Source organism: Mesorhizobium sp. WSM4307, from assembly GCF_007003945.1.
Lineage (GTDB): Bacteria > Pseudomonadota > Alphaproteobacteria > Rhizobiales > Rhizobiaceae > Mesorhizobium.
On record NZ_VFTB01000007.1, the window covers coordinates 1 to 23,734 of the forward strand.

The following is a 23,734-nucleotide window of genomic DNA, read 5'->3' on the forward strand; positions in this document are numbered from 1 at the left end:
ACCTATGTGACGACGAAAAATTTTCTCTCGCAGTTCGGGCTCGACACGCTGCGCCAACTGCCGGATTTCGAGGCGCTTGAGGACGCCGGGTTGCTGTCGAAGGAGAAGCTCCTCGCCGGAAACATCATCCCAGGATTTGCAGATATCGAAGAACATGGCGCCAACGGCTTCCTCGACGAATAGATGATCCCGTCATGGCGGGACAACCCAGGTGATCTCGCCGCTTGTCAGATAGACGATTGCGCCACGCACGGCACCGGTCGCAGACAGGTAGTCACGCAGTTGCCGCATATGTGCTTCGCGCACAGCAGGTGCGGGATGGACGTCGGATTTCCAATCGATGGCAGCGTCGACACGGTCTTCGATGATCGCCAAAGCGTCGGCCCGCCCGGCAATAAGGCTCGCTTGGTCGCGCCCCCAGATTGCGATTTCGGGCACAAGGTGGGGCCGCAGTTCGGCAATCTGCGGCAAAGCGAGCCCGCGGAGCGCCGCTGCTCCCATCTCATAAGGATCGGGCTGAGGTTCATCGTCATTTACGTCGGTCACCAATTGATTGAGCAGTTCGCGAGCGCGGTCAACGCTTGCACCGAGTTCTCCCGCGAGCTCACCGGTAAGAAGCTCTTCCATCAGCTTGTGAAGGATGACGCCGCGGCGGGCGCCGGCACCGGCCACCTCGAAATGCTCAATGTGGCTCTCCGAAGTTACGACGCCCTCGAGAGGGTCGCCGAGTCGATCGGCATCATGTTCGCTGGGCCGGCGCCACACTATCGGCGGCGCGCTTTCCTCGACGCACCGTTGCTCGGCGGCAAAAATATCAGAAGACTGCTCGTTGGTCAGAGACGCCGGTGCCGGCATTTCGCGCCGCGCAAAGGACGTAAGGTCCAGCTCAGGAATGTCCCGCTGACGCAGGTCTATCGAGCTGAACCAGGAATCTTTGGACGCCTGGGGAATGTGGGGAAGGATCAGGAGATCCCGTGCCCGCGTGCATGCCACGTACCAGATACGCTCACGTTGATTGGCATCCTCCAGGCTTTCCGCGGCGCGCGCTGCAGCCAGCTCCGGCGGCGCGACGCCCCCCAGCATCCAGTGCAACGTGTTGTCGGACTGCCGATGCACGAACTGATCCGGCCGGTAGAGTTCGGTCGTCGAATTGACCGGAATGACAATTGGCCACTCCAATCCCTTAGCGCTATGAATGGTGACGATCTCGACGGCATCCTTGGCAGCATCGATGCGTCCTTCCTGCGCCCGGGCCTTGCGCTCCCAATCTTCCTGCAGATCGCGAATGAAAGCGCGCAGGCCAGCGATCGAGTAGCCGCGCGCCCTCTCGATCAATGCGTCGAGGTTGACGAGCGCGCGGGCATTCCTGTTGCGATGTCGCGCTGCCATGATCACGCGAACATTCAGGCGTTCGATGGCCTCCGCCAAAATCAGGCTTGGGGTCACGATTGAGGCGCGCCGACGAAGCCGCTGCAACTCGAGGAGAATATCTCTGGCGACAGCATGCTGCACGAGCTCGGGATCCGTCCGCACAGTGAAAAAGCGTTGGCCGTCGGCTTGCTCGACAAGGGCTGAGGTGATGTCCAGCAGTTCCTGTTCGCTCAGGCCCACCAGCGGCCCTCGCATCAGCGCGCCAAAGGCCAGCGTGTCGGAGGAATCCGCCAGGACCCGTAGCAACGCCAGAATGTCCTGCGTTTCCTGCCGCCGCATCAGAGTCTGGCCGGCTTGCGAGGATACCGCGAGGCCGCGCTGCTCAAGCGCGCGTTCGTAACGCCACAGTTCCGTGTGTCCCGGAGAGAGCAGCGCGATGTCGCCGGCCTGCAGCGGAGTGGATGTCTTGTCCGCACGTTTTATCGACACATTGCCGATCAAGGCAGCGCAAATGTCGGCAACGCGCTCGGCTTCGGTCTCGCGAAACATTTCCGCGTAGATGCGACCCTCGGTAGCCACCTCGACGGTGAAGCGGGCGACGCAGGGAAGCGGGTGCGACGCTTCGAAGAGGGTCGGTGCGAGCGCGACATATCGGGGCTGCGAGGGCTTGGCAAAGACCGGCTCGAAGCAGGCGTTGACATGCTCGATGATCGGTTTCAGCGATCGGAAATTAGCGGTGATCTCAAGCACCGCACCATGATCCTGGCCGTCGATCAGCTGGCGGCAGAGTTCGTAGGCTTCTATGTCGGCGCCGCGAAAGCGATAGATCGCCTGTTTCGGATCGCCGACGAGGAAGAGCGCCCCGGACCGTAGCTCCGACTTCTCCCATTGTCCTGGCCGCGCTTGGGTCGCGGCGATCCAGAACAGGATCTCGCTCTGGATGCCGTCGGTGTCCTGGAACTCATCGACCAGGATGTAGCGATAGCGCTGGCCGATGGCCTGGCGCACCTCGTCATGGTCGCGGACCAGCGAGCGGACGTGAATCAACAGATCGTCAAAATCCAGGACGGCGGCAGCGCGCTTGCGCGCCTGATAGCTTTCCAGCAACTGGTCGAGGGAGGTCGACAGCGAGCACACCAACGTGCTGGCGATATGACCGACGAGCTCGCTCCAGGCGGTGACGACGGTTTCATAAAGCTCCCGGCCATCATTTGAACCGACATCATTGCGGTGAGCGCCGAAGCCCCGCGCAGCCTCATCGTAGGTTTTTAGCTGCAGGCCTTTGCGCTCGAAGAGGAGGCCGGTTCCCGGATCGCAGAGGCGCCACAGGGCTCGGAAACTCTCTTTGCTTGCGAGGCAGTCATGATATCGCTGCGCAAGCCCGCGCAATTCGTGCGCGATGTCGGAAAGCCATTTGTCGGGTTCGGCGCTCGTCTGCCACCGGTCGAAATCGTCGACCGCCTGGACGAAATCAATGTCGGGCCGCGCGCCGGCGGACGGACGGATCGGTTGGGCGTCGGGATGCTTGCGCCGAAGGTTCGCGAGTTCACGGATGAGATCCACCACCTGAAGCGGAATCTCCTCAGCCAACACGACAATCGGGTCGCCTTCCGCGGCATCGGCCGCGAGCCGATGCGAAAACCACGCCGACAGCTCCGCCATGAATAGATTGCCGGCGACGGTGGCATCGACCACACGGGCGCCGGGGTCGAGCCCGGCCTGGACGCCATGGCTGCGGATGACCGACTGGCAAAATCCGTGAATTGTCGTCGCCGTGAGCTCGTCGAGCCGGGGAAAAGCGACGACAAGCGCCTCGCGCTGCTGCTCCGAAAGGCCCTGCGGAAGAACCGCCTCGATGAACGCGGGAACATCGCCTGCCAGCAGCTTATCGACCGTTTCCCTGATCCGGCGCGCGAGCTGGCTCGCGGCGAGCTCGGTAAAGGTGATGGCGGCGATCTCGCCAGGGTGGCGGCCGGCCGCCAGCATCATCGCCACACGACCGGCCATCAGCGAGGTCTTGCCCGTTCCCGCGGCCGCTTCGACCAACAGGATCGAGGAAAAATCGGTCATGGCCTGGCGCCGGGCGTCCTGATCGGCGAGCGTCATGTCGAGGCACTCCAGAGCTTGTTGAGCGGCTGGTTGGCTGCCCGGAACTCTGAAGCCTTGCGGCGCAGATAAGTCTCGCGATCGGCAGGAAGCGCGAGGCGCATATCGTCGTAATCGGCGTCCTGCTCCCAACGCGGCGCGATCCGGCCGCTGCGCAGGATGGTCATGGCCGCCGACAGAAAACCCGCCGCCTCGCCGACCACCGCATCGAGCTCGTCGCCCTTGAGCTCGAAGATTGCCGGATCGTCGGCGAGATAGACCAGGCGCGCCACTACGGTCCTGACTTCAGGCAGCAGCGCACGGGCCGCGATCGCATAAAGAACGCGCTGCAGCTCTCGCCCCTGGCCCAACGCAATGCGTTGATGTCTCGGAGGCGGCTTCGCGCTCTTGTAGTCGGTGATCCGAGCGCCGTCGCCGGTGGCGCGAATATCGAGCCGATCCATGCGGCCGCCGAACACCAGGCCAGTCTGCTCGATCGGGACCGTGATCGTCGTGTCCCACGGCGCGCCTTCCCCGGCGCCGCCGCCTTGCCCGAACGGCACCTCCGTCCAACTGCGCGTATCGGATCTGACCTGATCATCGGCGTTGAGGCCTCTGGCAGTGCGACGCGCGGCCTCGCTCACCGTATGCCGCCACAGGATGGGTGGCGGAACGGAACGCTGTAGTGGCCATGCGTGCAGGATCGCCGTCGACGCATCGGCGATCGCGGCTTCGATCTCATCGGCGCTGGCGCGCGCAAATCCCGGCGTCGGCTCGAGCGCTATGATTGCGCCGCTGATCAGCTCATGAACCAGTTCGCCAAACGAGGCCGCACCGAGTTGCAGCGGGTCGGATAGGAACCGGACAGAGCGCCAGCCCAGAGCGTAACGCCAGACGAACCCGAGCGGATCTCGCAACAGCCTCTGGAGCGATGTCGTCGACTGAACCCGCGTCAAGGCTCTCTCAATCGCCGGATGATTGGCTCCTGAAAGGCCATCATGCGGCGTCAATATCGAAGGCCGTTGCCAGTTGCGCCAGCAAAGCTGGCTTTGGCGAACATGGGCGAGTTGGCCGGCATCGCGGGGTCTCGCCAAAAGCCGGTCCGCTTCGCTGAAAGCATGTTCCGGAATGCGATCGCGCTTGTACACGATCTCTGCCGAAGGCCAGAGCGAGCTGGGTGACAGAACGCCGCCGTTGGGGTTGCGCAGCGAGCGGGACAAGACGAGTTGTTCATGGGTGTGCGCCTGGATGACCTCGAAATGGCGCCGGTCGCGCTCGGCGACCCCCACGGGATGAAGCCTGCGGCGGTCGAGCAAATGGTGAGGCAGCAGCGGGTCGTCGTTTTCCGAACGCGGCCAGGATCGGCTGGTGAGGCCGAGCAGCCGCGTATACGGGCGCGGACATGCGGCCAGTTGCCATGCGGGACACCAGACGACGCTATTGGCCGGATCACGCTGGTCGGCGACGCGCAGCGCTTGCAAGGAGAGCGCGATGGCTTGTGCCGGGGCGCTTCGCAGAGCCTCCTCCCACATCGCCAGGCTGGCGCCGCTTAGCAACCGCGCTCCGGCCTCTGCCGCTATGTCGGCGCCGCGCGCGAGGAGTTCGAGAACGGGAAGCAGGATTTGCTCGGCCAATTCGCCGTCGTCTCGCCGCGGCCTCGCCGCGGCCAGAACTTCTCGCCACTGGTCGAGGCTGCGCAAGCCGGCGCTTCGCGGGATTGCGGCGAACCAGTCCGGCGGCAGCCGGCTGGCGAACGGGTGCGCGGGGAGGCGCCGGACCAAGCGCCAGACCCGTTCCTGGTTGAGCCCGTTTGCGAGAATGTCGGCCAGGGCGGCACAGGCCTGGCCCTCCGGCGTGCTCAAAGCGGGCACCCCATGAGAGAAATGCAACGGCAATCCGGCACTTCTCGCATAGGCCAGAAAGTGATCGTCCCAGTCCTGTGTCGAAGTCGCGGCGATCGCGATGTCTCGCGCTTGCACCTTTCCGGTCGCCAGCAACTGCCGGGTCCAGCGCAGCGCCTCGATAACCTCCGACTTCGGGTCCGCGCTCGCCTCGGCGGATTTACGGACCGGAGTAGTCGCAGCCCTTCTTTGGATCGACCCTCTAAACCATGCGTGCTCGGCAGGCGCCGGCAGTTCCCAAGTAATGTCGGTGACGCGAGCGAGGTCATTGAGAAGAGACAGCCAAAGCGGATCGACGTCCACCACTCCCGAAAGCGTGACCGGACCCAGCAGGCTACGCGCACGATCGATCCGCTTGGCGGCTGCATCACGAAGATCGCGCGGCAGCATATGCGCGGGTGGGATGTGATCGCGAACGTAGGTCTCGACGCGATGAAGATCGTCAAACCTCGGCACCTCGCCTGCCAATGACGACAGATCGAGATCCGCCCGCCAGGCGCAATCGAGCGCGTGCAGGACCGCACGCGGCATCCCCGGCAACGCCGCCACCATTCCGATATCGCCAAAGCTTTCGGATGCCAGCGCGGCCTTGATTGCCGGATAGAGAACATCGGTGCCGGCAGGTGTGGCAAAACCACCAACCAGCCGCGCCGCAAGCAGAGGCAGAGTTACGATCTCGCGACCGATCGCTCCGCCCCGCGCCGCAGCGGCGCGGGCGCTGCGAAGCGCCAACATACCATCGACGACGTAAGTGGAGCGACTCGGCATCGTGTTTTCGTGTTGTTGTTCCAACAGGGCACTGTGATCGCCCAAGATCACCGGCTATTGAAGCTTAGGCAAAGAAAAACTTCGGGCATTGGTGACGGAAATGCGGCTGAGCAAGCTGAGCATCAGGAATTTTAGGAACTTCCAGTCGATCGACGTCGCGCTGGCCGGCAATGTCGTGCTGCTCGGCGAGAACCGTGTTGGCAAGAGCAATCTGCTCTTCGCCATTCAGCTCATCCTCGATCCGACCCTGCCCGATTCGGCACGGCAACTGAAGCTCACCGATTTCTGGGATGGCGCGCCGGCCGACTATACCGCGCCCATCGAGGTGCATCTGGAAATCTCCGATTTCGCCACGGACATGGCGCTGACCGCGCTATTGACCGATTTCCGGGCGCGCCATGATCCGACGATCGCACAGCTTAGTTATGTCTTTCGCAAGAAGTCGGACGTTACGGGCCCGCCGCAATCCAGCGCCGACTGCGAGTTCCTGGTCTTCGGTGGTGGCGATGAAACGCGATCGCTGCCGAGCAAAGTGCGCCGCCGCATTACGATCGATCTGCTCGACGCCTTGCGCGACGCCGAAGGCCAGCTCGGTAGCTGGCGAGCCTCTCCGCTGCGCCATCTCCTCGAAGAGGCCGTCTCGAGCATTAGCCGCCCCGAACTCGACGCCGTGGCGGCCGAGCTCGACAAAGCGAGCAAGGCGCTTGAAACCCTTCCGACCATCAAGACGCTTGAAGATGAACTGCGCGCCGGTATCGCCTACCTGTCCGGAAAGGCGCATGATATCGACGCCCGTTTGAGATTCGCGCCAGCCGACCCGCTTCGCCTTTTCCGGGCTATCGCGATGTACATCGACGGCGGCAAGCGCGGCATCGCGGAGGCCAGCCTCGGCTCGGCGAACGTTGCTCTGCTGGCACTGAAGCTTGCGGAATTCGCGTGGCGCCGGAAGAAGAACGAACGCAATTTCTCGCTGCTGTGCATCGAGGAGCCGGAAGCCCATCTTCACCCGCACCTGCAGCGATCGGTTTTTTCCAAGCTGCTTGGTAATGCCGAGGCCGCTCAGGCCATGATAGTCACCAGCCACTCGCCCACCCTGGCTGCGGTCGCCCCGTTGCGGTCACTCGTCCAGCTGAAGAGGAGAGGGGGCGCGACGCAGGCATTCTCATTGGCGCATCTTCCGGTGACACCCGATGAGCTTGACGATCTCGAGAACTATCTCGACGCGACACGCGCCGAGTTGCTGTTCGCGCGTGGCGCCATCTTTGTCGAGGGCGATGCGGAAGAGGCGCTCATGCCCGTCTTCGCGTCGTCCCTTGGCCATTCGCTTGACGATCTCGGTATCACCGTCTGCAACGTCGCCGGCACGAACTTCCGCCCCTATGTCAAGCTCGCCGAGGCGCTGGCGCTGCCCTATTGCGTCATCACTGACTGGGATCCTCTGGACGGCACCAAACCGCCTCTCGGCAAGAAACGCACTATGGATCTGTGGGCAGACATGCTCACCATCCGCGGCAAGCCCCCACTGACGCCGGCGCAACTGGCGGAGTGGGAGGGAAAGGACTATGCGGCATTCAGTGCCGGTGCGATGACGACCAGCGTCTTTCTCAACGATCGGACCTTCGAAGTCTCCGTCGCCAACACGCCCGCCCTGTTGAGCCCGCTCCTCGACATCCTCAGCGACCAGGATTTCGGGTCCGTGCGGACCAAGCGAATTGCCGACTGGCGTGCAGGCACGCCAGTCGATGCCGAGCAGCTGCTCGCGATGGTTGGAAGCGTCGGCAAGGGACGACTCGGTGCCCGGCTGGCGAAAAAAGCCGCTGGTCTCCCACCGCCCCCCTACATCGCCGCCGCCCTCGCCGCCCTCGTCACGCTGGTCTCCAATGCTTAGCGACCGGGCACTTGTTCAGGCGTTGGCTGATCTAAAGGGCAACCCGGAGCAGGCGGCCGCGGTCGTCGAGAAGGGTCATTGCGTAGTGCTGGCCGGTCCGGGGAGCGGGAAGACCAAGACGCTGACGACGGCGATGGCGCGCGGGCTGATCCAGGATATTTCCGAACCGCGTAGTGTTGCCTGTATTACCTACAACAACGACTGCGCGATCGAACTGGAAACGCGGCTCGACCGCCTCGGGATCACGCCGGGCGACCGCGCTTTCATCGGCACCGTGCACAGTTTCGCGCTGCGCCAGGTTATCAGCCCCTACGCGCGTTGCGTACCCATGGGGCTTCCGGCAGACTTCAAGGTCGCAAGCAAGTCGCAGATGAAAGCGACGGTCGAAACGGCCTACAGGAACTCGATCGGCGGTTACGGCAACCCGCACGACCGATGGAAGTTCGCTTCGGAAAAGCGCCTTCGCGATGTCGACCGCACGCGGCCTGAATGGCGGGGACACAATCCGGAGCTGGCCGATTTCATCGAAGCGTACGAGGCGGAACTGCACCGGCAAGGCTTGATCGACTTCGACGACATGCCCCTGATCGCCTATCGCATGATCAAGGAAAATGGCTGGATTCGCGACGCGCTTCGCGCTCGCTTTCCTATATTGTTTGTGGACGAATACCAGGACCTGGGCCACGCGCTGCATGAACTCGTCCTGGTGCTCTGCTTCGAAGGCGGAATTCGGCTCTTCGCGGTCGGCGACACCGACCAATCGATCTACGCCTTCGCCGGCGCCAATCCCGAATTGCTCGAGAGCCTGACGCGCCGGCGCGATGTGCGTACGATCAGGCTTCGCTTCAACTATCGATCCGGTGCAAAGATCATCCGCGCGTCGCTCGGCGCGCTTGGCGAGGAGCGCGACTATCATGGCATCGACGGCGCGCCCGACGGCGATCTGAACTTCTGGCCGGTTCCCTACGGACACGACAATCAGGCTGAAGCGGTCGCCAACACGATCATTCCCAAGCTTGTGGAGCAAGGGTTCGAGCTCGGAACAATCGCGGTTCTTTATCGGGCCGCCTGGCTCGGCGACAAGGTGGCGGCCGCCTTGAAAGAGGCGGGGATCCCTTTTGTCCGGACCGACATGAATGCGCTGGTCAAGCGAAGTTCCCGGCTGGCGCGCTTCATCGAGGAGTGCGCTCGCTGGATCACCGGCGGCTGGCGCGATGCCGAACCGCCATACGCGCGGTTGCTGTCGCAAGCGCTGACTCTGGTCTATGGGCGCCACGCCAGCGAACGCGAGGAGCAGGAGTTGTCCGTGCAACTCATGGAGTTTCTCAACACCTCGCTCGCAAGCGTCGAGACGACCCACGTCTGGCTCCAGCGCTTTTCTCGTGAACTTGTTACGCCGTGGCGCAACATTGCGCGCAACTCCGAACAGGAATGGGACGTCTGTGGGGAAATGATCACCAACACCGATCCGGCCCGAGACCTCGATCTTCCCCTCGCGCACTTCGCCGGGCAGGTCGAGGGATCAGGTCGCGTCAACCTGAGCACCCTGCACAGCGCCAAAGGCAGGGAGTTCGATGCGGTCATCGTGTATGGAGTAAACGCTTCCGACATTCCGAGCACGCGCGACAAGCAGACTCCCGCGAGCCTTCGTGAGGCCAGGCGCTTGTTTTACGTCGGAGTGACGCGCCCGAAAAAACACCTCAGCCTGGTCTACCAGGAACATCACCACTCACCATGGGTCTTCGAGCTTTACCAGCGAAGTCAGCAGGATTGAATCCCGAGTAAATCGGCGTAGTCAACCAGCTCCTCATCCGAGCTGTGCCCCTATCCTGGCGGCCGATCTTCAGCCTGACGTTCAACATGCTCGACCTTGTCTAAATCACTCGGGTATATGTCTCTCCGTCGATAACCCGTTGCACTTGCTCACGGTTCCGTGCGCCTATCCGTTCGGCGATGGTCTCAGCTGTATGGACCTTCGCAAGCTCCCGAATAGCCCGGACCTGCTCAACAGAGAGGCGGTCGTCTCGGCCGCAAATCTGGGCGACGGCCCAGGCGTCGTCCTTCCATTTTTCCGAGACCCAAGGGGCAGGAAGTCCCTTGCGGGGATGGTCACGTAACCAGTTTTCGAGAATACTGTCGCGCTCATCGGGCAGCGGGACGACTCGATCACCCAGCATGCCATTTTCACGAAGATATCGCAGACCCGACTTGCCTCCCGGGATCATATTGAGGCGCCGTTCGTCGTGCCAATGTCCATCCACCAGCCATTCTTCCGTGGCATAGAGCCGTTCGATATCATCGGTGATCGCCATGACCTTGTGGTGGATGTAGGTCACACGGCCAGCGTCTGTCTCTTCGCGAAGCTTTCGGTGAAACAGCAAGGGGCTACCGGTCTGCATCGCTCGTCGATGTTCCGCCCAGCGCTTCTGCCAGCTACGGGTCGTGACGCCGACATAGAAGAACCCATCGTCGGGATAAGACGATCCTGAACCGAAGATGTGCTGATAGAGAACGAAGCTCTTTCTCGGAAACGATTCCGGAGCCAGAAGGAGATGCGCTGGCGCCGAGAAGACCTGACTTGGATTCTTCACGCCGGGGATATGGGCGGAGAAATCCCTGCGCGCCGCAGCTGCCAGCAGTGCCTGATTCTCAACGACATCAAGACGAATTGTCGGGCTAAGGGCAAGTTCGTTCTCCGCAAGAGCGTGACCCGAAAGAAACTGATCGGAACCCACCATCCGGTGTCCGAGCCTGACCTTCATCGGGGGTGCGATGAATATCGGCATGTCGCCGAGCGCAACAAAGTGGACGACCGGAATGAGCTGACCCGGTTTCACCCGTATCACCCCGCCTTTGCGCTTGGCCATTCCCAGCCAGAGTGCGCCATACTCCGATCGACACCATTGGCGCAGCAAGGTCTCAACCTCGTGAAACCGGCGATGCATCGGTTTTGGCGCGAGATGCTCCCACCAGGCGCGATTGATCGAGACCACAAAACCTCCATTTCAATTGGTTAATGACGTCTGCTGAAACCGGACTTCTCCGATAAGGGCCGCCATTCGCGCTAAGTTCATGACGATCACCATGACGGCTGTTTCGACGGTCGGTCGCCGCACGCCGGCCCGCCATGGGCTTGCTCGACGCTCAGGTCAGAAGGACAGACGAGCGATGATCTTCGCTGGCCTCACTGCTCGGATCGAAGGTATTACGGCTTCTGGTACTTGGAAGGTCCTCAGGTTCTGAGCTTTGGATGTGGCGCCCGGTATCGCTGCCTCTGCGGAAGCAATGTCTTTTGCACTCACCTGCAGCGACTTGCAGGCTCCCTTCTCGTCCCAAAGATTCTTGGCAACCGCGCTTCCCACCGCCGCCGTGATGGCAGTGGGTGCGACATCGTTCGGCGCGACTTGGCGCGTCGCGATCAACGCCTTGATTGCCTCACCGAGGATCGCAGCGGAGTCGTCGAAGCCAACCCCGCGAACTTGATCGAACCTCTTCTCCGTGCTCCCGTCAACGATGCAGTGATGCGCAATGAAGATCCAGTCGTGGATCATGTAGGCTGGGGCGTAGCCCCAAGGCGACAGCCCTTTGAAGACCTGCGCGATCTTCGGGATTGAGCCGCCGTCCGTGTACATGAGGCCCGGCTTGATCGTGCTTCCTGGCGCTGCCGGATCTGCCCTGTGGAAGATCAAGGGATCCTGAGGGTCGGGCACGAACAGGAAACTCCCGTCACCGGAACTGTTGCCCTCACCGACCCACATCACGAACAAGCTGCCGGATATCTCACCGGTGGTAAGCTTCTGGTAGTCTATGGAGCTGCACCCAGCTGCCGTTGTAACTGCGAGCGCGATCACGCTCGTAAAGAAGCGACCTGTAAATCGCCGAGACAGGCGGATCTGATCGCTGAACGCATTGTGCCGCATCGTTCCACCTCAGTCGAATAGGGTGCTGATGGTATGAGACGCTGCAAACGAACGGACGAAGTCAGAGAAAACCGACCCAGTGGCTCTCGGCGACAATCGAGATTGGCAACCCCTCGTCGCGCCAGGCGGTCGCTTTGAAAATCTTGTCGCCAAACGATGAGTGCTTCCAAGACTCCGTGGCGTAGGCACCGATCACGAGCACGTCGGTCTTTTGCGTCAAACTGCCGGCGCGGCCGCCACGATCCGCTATGGCCTGCTCGCAGTATTTTCGCTGGCCATAATTGAACGTCCCGGTGAAACAGTACGACCGACCTTCAAAGGTCAAATTCGGAGGCGGATTGCAAAGGGGCAGGGTGGTCGGCTTCAACACTTCCCCGAGTTCGAAATCTCGGTTCGAGAAGCTGTTCAACGTATCGAGAAGTTCGGTGTGTTCATCGGCATCGAGCACCCCGTCCGCAAGGATTTCATTGACCCGTCGGTACAAGGTCCGGACGATCGGCTGATCGCTAATCTCGACATTGGCGGCCAGCCACTTTTGAAGGAACTCGACTTCCGCCTTGTTGATACTTCCGTCTGCAGCGAGGCCGCGCGCTAACCCAATTAACTCATCGATCTGCCGCGAAGAAATACGATCGCCGCCGACGCGGTTGTAAAACTTGTCATCCATGGACCCCTCCCTAGCAAAGCGTCTCGCACGCTACCCTGTCACCATCCCTATCCAGCTTGCGGCCCCACGCACAGTTGTGCAGGTACCATTGGGCGTCTTCGCAGGAGCTGATTTGCGAGCAGTATCGCCGGGGCTCGCACGAAAGGCCGCGGCTTTGCGCGACCAGCTTGCGACTGATGATGCCGAGCGGCTGGCTCGACGGCGCAGCGCCGTCGCCATGCGATGCGCGCCAGTCCCAAGGCGCGTCGAACTTGCCAACCCATAGACCAAGTCTCGCCGCCTTGGCCTTTGCCTGCTGCGGCGCGTAGGCGCCGTTGCTGTAGTGCGGCCAATCGAGCGCCTGGCCATGCTCTACCATCCACGCGGCCACGCTGGCGCCGTCGGCGCGCCGGCAGTCGCCGACGAAGCGGTGATAGCGATCCCAAGTCACAAAGATGCATGCCAACGGCCTAGAGGCCGCGAGGAAGCTATCCAGCGCTTCGGCGGATCGCCGACCGCATGGATACTCGAAGCCTTTGGCGTCGTCGCAATATTGCTTGCTCTCTGGCGCATCGATCCCGCTGAACCGAATGCGCTGGCCGCGGATCTCAATCGTGTCACCGTCAATGACGGACGCCACGCCGGTCATGGGGGCGGGCTTTGGCTCGATCCAGTTCGAAGGGGTCAGGTCTGGCAAGCGGTCACTATGCATCATGACCGTCTGAGCAGCTAAGGCACCGACTGCAGCAGCGGTGACGAAAATCAACCGTCGCGGGACACTTGCCCACCGCAGTGCACGAGAGCGTTTTGCTCCAGTGCGCTTGCGCCAGCGATTAGAACGATTGTCGTAACGAGACCTATCCACACCCTATCTCCCCAAGCGGGAGAATGCTCCTAAATGTATCAGAGGTCTAGCGAAGCCTATTTGCTGATGATTCCCTTAGGAGATCACGGTTTCACTTGCCCTAGCGCAACAAGTGTCAGTGCCGAGCCGAGGCTCGTTCCGAAGCCAATATGCTCTAGCTTAGGAACTGCCGCAGCATTGTGTGGAGTCGTAGGCTATTAGTTATTGTCTTCGACCGGCGCACTTGGGCCATTTTATGTGCCATGGGTGTGTGCCCTCCGTTGACCGTGAGAAGCTCGCAGGAATCGAGATGGCCTTCAAGATCGCTTGGCCACTGCCAACAGGTGTTTTGCGTCTCGTTGGGCTACGCAATCGGCGTCAGCATTCCTGAGGATGCGAGCGAGCTGCGATCGTGGCGAGCCGTTTGATCAGCCACAATGTTTAGTCTGGATAACCCCTCCGGACAATGGATCGCGGCGTACGCGGGTCCGATTTCGACGGCAGCTTTGCGCCTCATTCCGGCTGTTCGACCCACACCTACGACTTACCGAAAGCTGACATTGCTACTGTCTTAGCCTTGCAAGCGTAGCCTCAAGCACTCCCTAGGAGAGGGTCGTGCGCCAGTGATCAGATCATGTCGTAGTCGCTCTCCAATCCGATAACGACTATTCGGACGCAAGCCGGGAAAGGTTCTCAATGCGATAGCGTGCTATTTGCCTCGGTAGTAGCGTATCAGTGGCTGGTGTACGTCACTATCCGGCTGCATGTGCCGGTTCGTGATGCCGGCAGCGAAGTCGCCGGGTGGCGGGAAGAACTCCTTGTCGATCAAGATGAACTGGGTCTGCCGAAGTTCTCCAGCGTTGAGCTGGTAGAGCAGTCGATAGAACCCTTCGAACTGTGCCTTATTCTCCCGCTCGCTGATGTTCTTCATCGGGGAGTCGACGATTAGGAGCTCGGGAAGAGGCGCGTGAAGCTGTGCCGCGATGCGGTGCAGGGCGATCGCGAAGCAGCATTTGAAGAGGGTCTTCTTGCCGCCGCTGCTAAGGGAGGTGAATGTCGAGCGGGTGAGGTCGCTGGGGTCGGCGCTGAGTATCGCCGGGTAGAAGTCGGGCGGGTCCAACTCGACATGGTCGTTGCGCTTGATGCCCGGTACCCCGGACAGAACTAGGCAATCTAGGAAATAGCCGGCGAAACGATCGAGGCTTGTGCGATCCGCCTCTGCTTTGCTGCGTGCCTGTTTGAGCGCCTCGCGCTTCGACTGTTCTAGGGCGACGATTTGGGCGAGAGCTTCGCGCTGCTGCTGCAGCAAAACGGGTAGGCGCAATAGCCAGGCGAAGCTCGCCAATTCGGCCTCTAGCGTGGCGCGCTCGCGTTCCTTCAGCAGGCTCATCGACAGAAAGGCAGAGTCCTGCTCGGCGATGGCGCGATTGATGTCGGCTTCGGCCTTATCCTTGGTCTGCAGCAAGTTCGACCGCTGTGCCCGCATTCTGGCAAGATTATTGTCGATCGCTGCGACGGCGTCCTTGAGCTCGGAGTATCGGCTGGCGATATCGGCCTCAAGGGCTGCGAGTTCGGCGGGATCGGCTAAGTCGACCAGATCTTCCCGACCGCACACGTCGCAGCATTGTGCTGAGCGGGCAGGCAGGGCTTGGGTGCATCTCGGGCAGGCGCTAAAGGCAACGTCCCCGAGGATTTCGCGGGCCTCCGCGGAGCGCCGGAATTTCAGGCTAAGCATATCGATTTCGTTGCGATGCCGCACGTGACGGTCCCGCATGGCGCGGAGTTCCTCGGCGTTAAGGTCGAGCTTGGCGATATCAGACCCTAGGCTCCGGGCCGTCTTCGCCAGCTCGTCGATGGCATGAGTGGTCTGGTCCTCGCGGCGCCCCTTGCGCAGCACCTCCAGCTCTGCGGTAACCTTGACTATCGACGCGCGAAGTCCCGACTCGCGCTCTGTCACTTGAGCCTCCGACTCAATGCCGACCTCCGCCAATGCCCTGGATAGGCTATCGATCGAGGCAGCGCGCGCTGTTCGATTCGCCCGGAGCTGATCGAGCTCTGCTTCCAGATCAGCGACCCGCTCGTCATGGTAGCCGATGATGTAGCGGATCACGTCGCGACTCTTGAGCCGCATGTAGAATTCCGCCGATTCTTCTAGGTAAAAAAACGAACTGTCGATGTGGTCTTGATCGAGGTAGCAGTACCAAAGCAAGTCGCGCAATGACAAGCGAACGATCTTGCTGTCCGCCTTGGTCTTGCTCTTGCGCACACGCGGCGGGTTAATCTCCGATAGCCAGAATATTAAGTCCGATAAGGTCTCCACGCCCGTTTCCGGGATGACCTCGCCGGCAGCCACACGGGACGGGATGACGATCGAATAGCGACCTTGATCGTCCTCCCAGGATGCAAAGACGTCGGCTGCGTCCCGGGCCCGCTCAATGCTGAGCGTAGCCCGTTCAAGCTCAAGGGTCAGGGTCGCCGAGACGAACTCGGACTGCAGCGCGGGGGACAGCTGGATAGTGCCCCCAAGACAGTAGTCGACCAGCCGGGCGATGCTCGACTTGCCCGCACCCATCTGCCCCCAGAAGTAGCTTAGCTTTGAGAAGTTGATCTGATCGTCGGCACGGCGCAGCGACAGTTTTAGGGATATGAGATTAAACTTCATTGCCGCTCTCCACTGACAGCGGAAGTCTCCGCCGCCGGGTCGCTGGCGCCGATCTCAGCGCCCCATTTCATGCCAGCGATTTCCGGGACGATCTCGTAGACGAAGTCTTTGAGTTTCGTGGCCGACATGGCGCCGACCGCTTTCATCAAGACGGCGCCTCGCGTCCCGAAGTCCTTGAAGGTCGGACGGTTGGCTAGATCGTCGGCCAGGGCGCGGCCGCGTTCAGTCAAGCCGATTTCGATCTTGCGGCGGCTGAGTGACAGGGTAATGAGGTCGCGAGATGATAGGAGGCTGAGCCAGCGCCGATAGCGTCCGTCCCACGGCCCGTAGCGGAACCGGATCATCTTCGTCTCGACGGTCGTGCGTTCTCGCGGCAGCACCGCCGCGTCGGCCGGCGACTTGTCTAGCGCCTCCAATGCCCGCTCCAGATAGACCGGGTATCGCAGCAGGAAGTCCAACTTTGCGAGTTTGGTTATGCCCTCGATTGGCTTCGGGGCACTCTTGCCGCGCTTGTCGGCGCTTCGCAGGAGCACCAGCAGGCGGGCGAGATGTAGACCGTCGGCGTTCTCGGCATCAGCCGCGGCCTTGAGGACGGAAAGGCTCACCCTTCTCCTCCATCGATCTGAAAACGGTCGCTCCACCACACGCGGCAATCGTCGGTCAAAAGCGCTGCGGTTCCCATAAGCAGTTCATAGGGCGCGCCTCCAAGCAAATCTTTCCGCTTGGTCTCCAAGCTGCGTAGACGGGTCGCCACGTCATTGAACATGGCCTGCCCGAATGGTGCGCCGGGGGTATGAAGCGCCATGTAGGATTCTAGGCATTCTCCGTGAACCGCCTCTTCCACTTGTCGTAGCTGGCGGGCCGCCGCCACGGGATCCTTGGCCTGCTCTTCCAGAAAATGATACTCTGCCGCCTGCTCGCGAGCCTTCATGTAGTCGACCAGGGCGCCGACGCCGCCGCGCGCCAGCTTCTGCTCCAAGATCCGCTTCGGCCGAACTTGACCGAGGCTGATGGTCGGCGAGCCTTGGTAGCGGAATGTGTCGCTGATCCTCGACACCGGGACCAAAGCCACATCAGCGATGATAATGCGTTTGGCCGTGATCACCGGATCGTCAATCGTCCCCGAGGCAACTTTCGCAAGGTGACGATCCGGGTCGACCACATACAGCGATGCGGCGCGGTGGAATCGGGCGACGAGGTCGTTGCAGAGCTCGCGGAGAGGATCCGGCGCGAGGTGCGCACATTCGCTTAGTCCGCCGATATGTTCTTGAGCGAGTGCTGCATCGAATTCTTCACGCGAGGGGCCTTTGACGATTTCGAGCCGGCGCAACACTTCGAAGAGATGCGCTTTCTCCGCGCCGAGCTCCGCCGCCAAGGCGTCGAAGGTGTTCCGAAATGGCGGCTGTATCCCGTCGGCTTCGCTGCAGGATCTCACGTGGTCCAGCATGAGGCGGGGGCAACGGCCGCGACGCTTGTCGTCCGTGCTGGCCGGTGTAACCGAATCCACGTCGGAGTTAGACACGAATACGAACTTCCCGACCTGGCCGGGAAATGCAGTCACGAGATCGACGAAGCGGCCGATCGACTTGGTGAGGGCGGCGGACGCAAGCGTCCAAGCACCGTTTTCAGGTCTTGATGTCTTGATCTGGTAGCCGTCGAAGAGGCCATCGGGCCGTTCGGCCAGGAAGTCTTCGTGCTGTTCACAATACAGGGCGATGTAGTTGAGCGTGCCGCGCCGCACCGCTGCCAGAATCACCACGCCATACTGATGCTGGTAGCGAAAGTTGCGTTCAGTTTCGTCGCCTGGATCCCTGCTGGCAGTATTTTCCAGCCGAGCAGGGACTGTGGCCGCTACTCAACCGAAGCGAACCGGATTTTTTGAAGCATAACTAGTCGCCCTCCCGCGCAGATAATTCTAATCAGATTTCACTTTTCCTACAACGGTACACACCCCGCTTTATCTGGTATCGCGCCGCAATTATCTGAAACGCCGCGTCGCGGATGTCGCTTGCGCCCCTCAAGCGATCACAACTCGTCGAATGTTCGATGGGATTTGGTAGGTGCCCGGCTCAGCCTGAAAGCACGCAATGGCTGATATTCCGGCCGTCAGTTGGTGGCAGCAATTATGCGGACGGATACTGGTCGTTGTTACTTTTTCTACGGACGTTTATGCTGGCGGCCAGAGACCGACAAGATGGAAGCGAAAGCTGCGGCTGAGATGGCGAAGAAGTACAACCGAATTGCTGATCTGCCATCTACGGAGGAACTCTCGGCCGCGCTCCCTGCAGTGCGAGCGGGGCGTTTTCTAGCGAAGCTAGCCCTCAAGACGGGTTTTGGAGGTGACAAGGCGAAGCAAGTTGTGGACAGTGCAGATCAGCTTCTCGCCCAATCCGAAATCGTCAATCTTCCCGACCGCTTTAACGCCGTATTCGCAGAACGCAGTTGGTTCGCGACCTCATCCATGTCGGTGGACGCGATGCGTGTTGCATTGGAGAAGCATAGAGAAGGTGATACGGATTCGGGGGAAGAGGTCCTAATTGACTGGGTACTAGACCCAGAGACCATCAACCTCTTCGCCATCACACGGAGCAAGTCTTTCGGCGATGTGCACGGTCGATGGCATCAGCTGCGCGAGGCAGTCGCGCTGACCGAAGAAGGCCGCTACTGGTCCGCAGTTCCGCTAGTCCTGATAGCCTGCGATGGTTTTGCGTCCGATGTGCTGGGAACCTCTCCGTTCGAAAAAAATGCAGACCTGAGTTTGTTCGACTCGATGGTAGCTCACTCTTCTTCGCTGCCAGCGGCGATCGAGCGGATTACGAAGGGAGTGCGCAAGTCGAGCGACGATGCACTGTCCGTGCCGCTTCGGCACGGCATCCTTCACGGCCGGTCGCTGGGATACGCTAATCGTACAGTCTGCGGGAAGGCTTGGATGCTGATGATCGCGTTGGTCGATTGGGCGGCAGACAAACGGGACGAGGAGGCGCGACGGGCGAAAGACCAAGCGCGACGATCCACAAACTGGGGCGACATCTCTACATCGGTGCAGAAGAACCGCGCGGACCGGGCGTCTATCGAAGCGTTCGTGCCTCGCCAGTGGGAGGGGCCATTCGCCGGGGACATGGCGGAGGACGAGCCTCCGTTTGCGTTCCGGGAATTCCTCGCTGGCTGGCAGACCAGGAACTTCGGCCTCATGGCGAAGCGAGCCGTCAACATTACACAGCAGAAACATGGGCATCTCGCAGGGCGTATGCGAGCAGATGTGGAGCATGTGCAACTCGTTGAGTTCGATATGCTCTCGGTGTCTCAGACAACGGTCGTACGGGCGGAAGCGCACGTTCGAATGCTCGGTCAAAGTATTAAAGGAAATGTCAGCGGCAATTTCTTGATCCCGGCATTCCGTCATACGGCCAATGGTGACATCGCCATGCCGACTGATGAAGGCATCTGGCAGGTCCAACAGGGGTGCATCTTCGATCTGCTGCACGAACGGAAAATCGAGAAGCGCGAGGCCCGACTGTGACGCTCTCTAGTAAGACGCGCTAGCCGAAGCAGTTATTCGGATTGCGCATGACATCGGTCGGAATCGCTCAAAGCGCCACCTCGTAAGGGAGACAGGAAAGGACGCAATCGGGTCGAAGCCCGGCGATGATGATCAGGTCCGCGAGCTTCAACGATGGCGGGATCTTCTTGTCGATGCGAGCGACCTGGGGCGAGGCACAATCAGCAAAAAGAGGCTGCCCAGCAGCTGCGCCCAGTTATCGGTAAAATCCGTGGGGCAAGTAACGCTGCTGCCGGGGGTCAACCTCCCTCGGCAGATATTTTGCAACGGAAAAGGTTCACTCTCAGGTCTTGAAACGGGTCTCCTTCGCTTGAGGCTAGCCATTTGTTTAGCGATGCCTGGAGATCGGAAATGGCTTTGTATGCCTCATCCCGAGCGATGCACTGAGATAAACTCACAGTCATGTGAACGTTGAAGCTTGGAGCCCTGGAAAAAAAGCTATTGCAGTAGTCGACGGCGCAGGCGTGAAGGCCTGCTGACATATCCGCCGCCTTCTTGTTTTCCTCTTGAGCCTTTCCATCTGCAGTGTCTCTGTCTAGATACGCGGTACAGCGACCGACGCTCACATCTTTTGGCTGGATCGGCGACGTGGACGAAAGGCTCTCCGGCTCCGAGTTGGAACCACCCAATACTGTTCTGTAGGGCGTGCTGTTCACATAATATTCGACTCGTGAGCATGTTGCAGCAGAACTGTGAATCATCAGCTCAGCAGCGTAGCTCTTCTTAGATCCTGAGGTGCTCAGAACTTCGATCGTGCCCGCACAGGAGCCGATTTTCTGATTGAAATCACAGTCCGCTGCTATCGCAGGGGCATTGGCAATCGCGATAAAAAGAGAACAAACAATTCCTTGAAAATAACGCATCGTCATTACTCCCACTTGCCCGGTAGCTAGAAAATCAGGGTCGGCTCGAAGAGTCTAGAGTCCTCAGACGGCAGGTGAATCGGTTCTCGCGTGATGCGCGCGCCATCCCGCTAATCCGTGACCCGCGGTGCAGCCTGCATCGCAGTGTGCGATCTCTCCCGGACTATCAGTTTCCCAACGGTGGTCTGCTAAGGGATCCACTTCCATCCCCAACAGGCTGAAGGGCATTTCGCAGCCAGGAAGCCTTGGATTTGCTTGACACAGACATGTAGGCGTCTGGGCGTTGGCGGGCTCTGAGCATGATGCGCTCGACGACGAATTGGAACGGTGACGAACCGCTTTGGCGATGAGCCCGCCCGTTACTCCTCCTGTGACGCCAGCCACCGTTGCACCAACGATCACGGTGCCAAGACCCGCACCGGAGCCGGCCCCCTCCGCAACAAGAGCCGCGCCTCCGCGTTCGCCAATCCTGAATGTCTTGACGTGTGTCACTACAGGCGCGGTGCCGGTCTTGTCAGCGCCTATCGTCACAACGTCCTGAAGCCTTGTTCCATCCGCCAGTCGGTAAGGCGCCAGTACTTGTGTCCCCGATACCGCGCAACCTGTGAGCATAACAATGCCTGCCACCAATAGTGACTTAATTCTCACTCGATGAGTAGCGATGAAATACGAAAGATGATGAGTAAGCGAGTTGGACATAGATCCCCCATGCAGCGCCGTCTTTGTCGACGAAATCTACCCGCGGACGACTAGCAGATGGAGGATCGGCTGCTTCCCCCAAACGGGGGATGTCGAGCCGTTAGAAGTGTTAAATGGTGCAGACTTCATGCAAAGGCTGGCAACCCATCAACGCTTGTGCCACGTTTGCCAACGAGTTTCGGAGGGAGATGGTGTTAGCCAGACCGAGAAAGAAAATTTTCATCTCGATTGCTTACAGACCTCCTACCATGGAGCGTCCATGAGTACTTCAGACGGCCCCAATGCGAGCGATCATGGCGTCGAGTGAAAAACAGTCTCAGATTGCAGAACTCAACACGGTCATCAACGCTGCAGCCTGTGATGCAAATCGCTGGGCTGACGTCGCCGGGGCGCTGCAGCGCTTTATCCCTGGATCAAAGATCTTGTTTCAGGTGGTGGAGAAAGAAAGCACCGTTGTGCATCAGGTTGTCTATTCAGGCTTCAACGACAAAACCATTCAGGCTTACGGTGATCATTATTGGAAGCTTAATCCCTGGACCAGCGGTACGAACGCGATGCATATGTCGTCGTTCAAAAGCTCATCAGAACTATATCCTGACGAATTGTTGAGGAAGACGGAATTCTTTACTGATCTTGTGAATCCGGAGCGTGAGTGCGATGGAGCCACGGCTCTGAAGTTTGCAGCGCACAGCGATCGATATGCGGTTCTGGCCGTGCATCATGATTTCCGGCATCATGAGCAGATCCATGCTCGAAGTCTAGCCTTGCTTCAGACCGTTGTTCCTGCCCTGCGAACCGCGCTCGAATTAAACCGCCTCGCCAACCCAACGTTTCACCTCCCAGGAGGACGTGGGCTAATTGACCAACTCGTCGACGCGGCAATGGTCGTCGATCAAGATTGTCGACTTCTGGCGTCCAACGTGCCAGCAAACCAGGTTTTAACCGATGCCCGGGTTTTGTTGGTTAAGGCGAAGGACAAAGTAGAGATCAAGGACTCGGAGGCGAATGCGGCCTTCGTCCGGCTTGTCAGAGATTGCTGTGCTGTTTTTCAGGACCGGGCTAGGCCGAACGATTTGATCGTCAACACCCGATCGGGAGGGTACATCATTACGTGCGTGCCGATGGCTATAGAGCAAACAAGTGCGCTGCCAGCAGGACTCTTGTCGATTTTCGCTCCAAGAACGGTGTCCTTGGTCATTATCCGCCCTCGCGCAAGCCAAGACGCGTCAATAGTAGTTGACGATCTGCGTCGACATTTCGGGCTTACTACAGCCGAAGTCGGCCTCATTCTAGAGTTTGGACGCGGCGGCACCCTGTCGGAAATCGCCGATCGGCGTGGGGTTTCGCGGTCGACCGTCCAATCTCACCTCAAGTCGATCTTCGCTAAGACTGGCACCTCCAAACAGAGAGATGTCGTCACGCTGGTTACAAGCCGTGCAGCTGCCGGCAGGCAGTTTTCTGTCGACGATTGAGAGGCTATCCCACTGGTGCCCTTCCACGGCTATTCTTTGGAGCTGCACTTAGGGTCGCCGAAAGCACATGTCTTAAATTTCGAACGTTCCTCCGCGCACTTTCGATGACGGGCCTGCACCTCGCGCCTAACCCCCAACCCGACCAATCCCTCTAAGTTGCCGATACTCCTACGCTACTCCTTGCGCAGCTTGCCTACAAACTCGATTCCAGAGCCTGACACTTTAAACGTGGCCGCATTATTCGACTGGAAAACGATTACGCCCTGCGACGGTGCGCCACTTTGATCGGTGAACGAAAATGACAGTCTGTTGCGTCTGATCGTGGTCGAAAAATTGGTAGTGACATGTGACTTGCCATCAACCCAAGTCCCTCTCGCGGAACTACCTTGGACAGCGATATCGACCGTGGCGGGACTGGAAACGATCATCCACCTCAAGCTTCCGGTCCAGTGGCCCGCAAAGCTTTGTTGCCCTGACGTCGACGTTTCCTCTCCGACCACATCCTTACCCTTGATCGCGTATGCGGTGCACTTTTCGACCTCTACATCGCTTTTGATGGTTGGCTTGGTGCCAAATACACTCTCCGTATCCGAGTTTGAATTATTGAGAACCGTTTGGTACGGGGTGCTATCTACGAAGTATTCCACTTTCGAGCAGGCTCCTGCAGAGCTTTTCACATAGAGAGTTGTGGTGAAACTCTTCTTGGAGCCGACCGTTTTTCCAACCTTGATCGTTCCAGTGCATACCCCGATTGGCTTCTTGAAATCGCACTCGGCCGCTTGGACCAAAGAACTGGACATCGAAATCATCGAGGCAGCGAACACCACTGTGCAAACGGACGAAATCCTGAGGTTTTTCATACGCCATCCTCCCCTATATAGTCTCGGAAAAGCCCAATCTTTTTACACACGCCAGAGGTCGTTAAAGCCAAACTTGCCTCATGACTGAATGGCATGTTGCGCTCTTTATGGCGCCTAAATGCAATAGGTATCGACCAGTTGGAGCTTGCTCTCAAAAACCTTCGATATCGGCACCCGATCATTCAAAACGAGAGAG

At 59.9% G+C, this 23,734-nt stretch carries 15 protein-coding genes and 1 pseudogene; 5 read left to right on the forward strand and 11 right to left on the reverse strand.

Features of this window, described 5'->3' with window-relative positions; translation table 11 throughout:
• Positions 1-183 (forward strand): annotated as a pseudogene (locus tag FJV83_RS17615) (SMC-Scp complex subunit ScpB); the annotation flags it as partial.
• A gap of 9 nt (positions 184-192) precedes the next feature.
• Here the strand turns inward: FJV83_RS17615 and FJV83_RS17620 are convergent.
• On the reverse strand, positions 193-3,477 hold the full coding sequence (locus FJV83_RS17620; RefSeq protein ID WP_095775701.1) for a UvrD-helicase domain-containing protein: 3,285 nt from the start codon (positions 3,475-3,477) through the stop codon (positions 193-195).
• A complete protein-coding gene (locus FJV83_RS17625; protein WP_142886634.1) occupies positions 3,474-6,170 on the reverse strand; it encodes a PD-(D/E)XK nuclease family protein in 2,697 nt (898 codons plus the stop codon). The genes FJV83_RS17620 and FJV83_RS17625 overlap by 4 nt, the downstream gene beginning before the upstream one ends.
• A 55-nt stretch (positions 6,171-6,225) precedes the next feature.
• On the opposite strand from FJV83_RS17625, the gene FJV83_RS17630 reads away from it, so the two are divergent.
• Positions 6,226-8,013, forward strand: a complete 1,788-nt coding sequence (locus tag FJV83_RS17630; RefSeq protein WP_095775703.1) for an AAA family ATPase — start codon at positions 6,226-6,228, stop codon at positions 8,011-8,013.
• A complete protein-coding gene (locus FJV83_RS17635; protein WP_095775704.1) occupies positions 8,006-9,787 on the forward strand; it encodes an ATP-dependent helicase in 1,782 nt (593 codons plus the stop codon). Before FJV83_RS17630 ends, FJV83_RS17635 begins: the two co-directional genes overlap by 8 nt.
• A 100-nt stretch (positions 9,788-9,887) precedes the next feature.
• Here the strand turns inward: FJV83_RS17635 and FJV83_RS17640 are convergent, their stop codons facing one another.
• From FJV83_RS17640 to FJV83_RS17670, 7 genes are all read right to left on the reverse strand, one after another.
• Positions 9,888-11,006, reverse strand: coding sequence for a hypothetical protein (locus tag FJV83_RS17640; protein ID WP_210248235.1), 1,119 nt, complete (start codon positions 11,004-11,006; stop codon positions 9,888-9,890).
• Between the two features lie 156 nt (positions 11,007-11,162).
• Positions 11,163-11,933 (reverse strand): hypothetical protein, encoded by a 771-nt coding sequence (locus tag FJV83_RS17645; protein ID WP_095775706.1) that lies wholly within the window; start codon positions 11,931-11,933, stop codon positions 11,163-11,165.
• Positions 11,934-11,994: 61 nt separating this feature from the next.
• On the reverse strand, positions 11,995-12,600 hold the full coding sequence (locus FJV83_RS17650) for a BRCT domain-containing protein (protein WP_095775707.1): 606 nt from the start codon (positions 12,598-12,600) through the stop codon (positions 11,995-11,997).
• 10 nt (positions 12,601-12,610) lie between these two features.
• Positions 12,611-13,276 (reverse strand): thermonuclease family protein, encoded by a 666-nt coding sequence (locus tag FJV83_RS17655; protein ID WP_245318356.1) that lies wholly within the window; start codon positions 13,274-13,276, stop codon positions 12,611-12,613.
• A gap of 856 nt (positions 13,277-14,132) precedes the next feature.
• On the reverse strand, positions 14,133-16,085 hold the full coding sequence (locus FJV83_RS17660; RefSeq protein WP_095775708.1) for a hypothetical protein: 1,953 nt from the start codon (positions 16,083-16,085) through the stop codon (positions 14,133-14,135).
• Positions 16,082-16,690: a hypothetical protein gene (locus FJV83_RS17665; RefSeq protein WP_095775709.1), complete on the reverse strand. Its 609-nt coding sequence runs from the start codon at positions 16,688-16,690 to the stop codon at positions 16,082-16,084. Before FJV83_RS17665 ends, FJV83_RS17660 begins: the two co-directional genes overlap by 4 nt.
• The gene (locus FJV83_RS17670; RefSeq protein WP_095775710.1) at positions 16,687-17,916 is read right to left on the reverse strand and encodes a dsDNA nuclease domain-containing protein; all 1,230 of its coding nucleotides are present in this window, start codon (positions 17,914-17,916) and stop codon (positions 16,687-16,689) included. Before FJV83_RS17670 ends, FJV83_RS17665 begins: the two co-directional genes overlap by 4 nt.
• A 363-nt stretch (positions 17,917-18,279) precedes the next feature.
• Between FJV83_RS17670 and FJV83_RS17675 the strand changes: the two genes are divergently transcribed.
• Positions 18,280-19,605 carry a hypothetical protein gene (locus FJV83_RS17675; RefSeq protein ID WP_095775711.1) on the forward strand — a complete coding sequence of 442 codons (1,326 nt, stop codon included), beginning with the start codon at positions 18,280-18,282 and terminating at the stop codon, positions 19,603-19,605.
• 278 nt (positions 19,606-19,883) lie between these two features.
• Here FJV83_RS17675 and FJV83_RS17685 read toward each other — a convergent pair whose 3' ends face one another.
• The gene (locus tag FJV83_RS17685) at positions 19,884-20,507 is read right to left on the reverse strand and encodes a hypothetical protein (RefSeq protein ID WP_126070487.1); all 624 of its coding nucleotides are present in this window, start codon (positions 20,505-20,507) and stop codon (positions 19,884-19,886) included.
• A gap of 992 nt (positions 20,508-21,499) precedes the next feature.
• Between FJV83_RS17685 and FJV83_RS17690 the strand changes: the two genes are divergently transcribed.
• Positions 21,500-22,678 (forward strand): hypothetical protein, encoded by a 1,179-nt coding sequence (locus tag FJV83_RS17690; protein ID WP_142886635.1) that lies wholly within the window; start codon positions 21,500-21,502, stop codon positions 22,676-22,678.
• A 173-nt stretch (positions 22,679-22,851) separates the two neighbouring features.
• On the opposite strand, the gene FJV83_RS17695 is transcribed toward FJV83_RS17690, so the two are convergent.
• Positions 22,852-23,538, reverse strand: coding sequence for a hypothetical protein (locus FJV83_RS17695; RefSeq protein ID WP_095775713.1), 687 nt, complete (start codon positions 23,536-23,538; stop codon positions 22,852-22,854).
• Between the last annotated feature and the right edge of the window lie 196 nt (positions 23,539-23,734).

Bases quoted from the DNA above. Each gene is read 5' to 3' on its own strand.
- FJV83_RS17620 (WP_095775701.1), bottom strand. From the start codon at position 3,477: ATGACGCTCGCCGATCAGGACGCCCGGCGCCAGGCCATGACCGATTTT.
- FJV83_RS17630 (WP_095775703.1), top strand. From the start codon at position 6,226: ATGCGGCTGAGCAAGCTGAGCATCAGGAATTTTAGGAACTTCCAGTCG.
- FJV83_RS17635 (WP_095775704.1), top strand. From the start codon at position 8,006: ATGCTTAGCGACCGGGCACTTGTTCAGGCGTTGGCTGATCTAAAGGGC.
- FJV83_RS17645 (WP_095775706.1), bottom strand. From the start codon at position 11,933: ATGCGGCACAATGCGTTCAGCGATCAGATCCGCCTGTCTCGGCGATTT.
- FJV83_RS17650 (WP_095775707.1), bottom strand. From the start codon at position 12,600: ATGGATGACAAGTTTTACAACCGCGTCGGCGGCGATCGTATTTCTTCG.
- FJV83_RS17660 (WP_095775708.1), bottom strand. From the start codon at position 16,085: ATGAAGTTTAATCTCATATCCCTAAAACTGTCGCTGCGCCGTGCCGAC.
- FJV83_RS17675 (WP_095775711.1), top strand. From the start codon at position 18,280: ATGGAAGCGAAAGCTGCGGCTGAGATGGCGAAGAAGTACAACCGAATT.
- FJV83_RS17685 (WP_126070487.1), bottom strand. From the start codon at position 20,507: ATGCGTTATTTTCAAGGAATTGTTTGTTCTCTTTTTATCGCGATTGCC.
- FJV83_RS17690 (WP_142886635.1), top strand. From the start codon at position 21,500: ATGGCGTCGAGTGAAAAACAGTCTCAGATTGCAGAACTCAACACGGTC.
- FJV83_RS17695 (WP_095775713.1), bottom strand. From the start codon at position 23,538: ATGAAAAACCTCAGGATTTCGTCCGTTTGCACAGTGGTGTTCGCTGCC.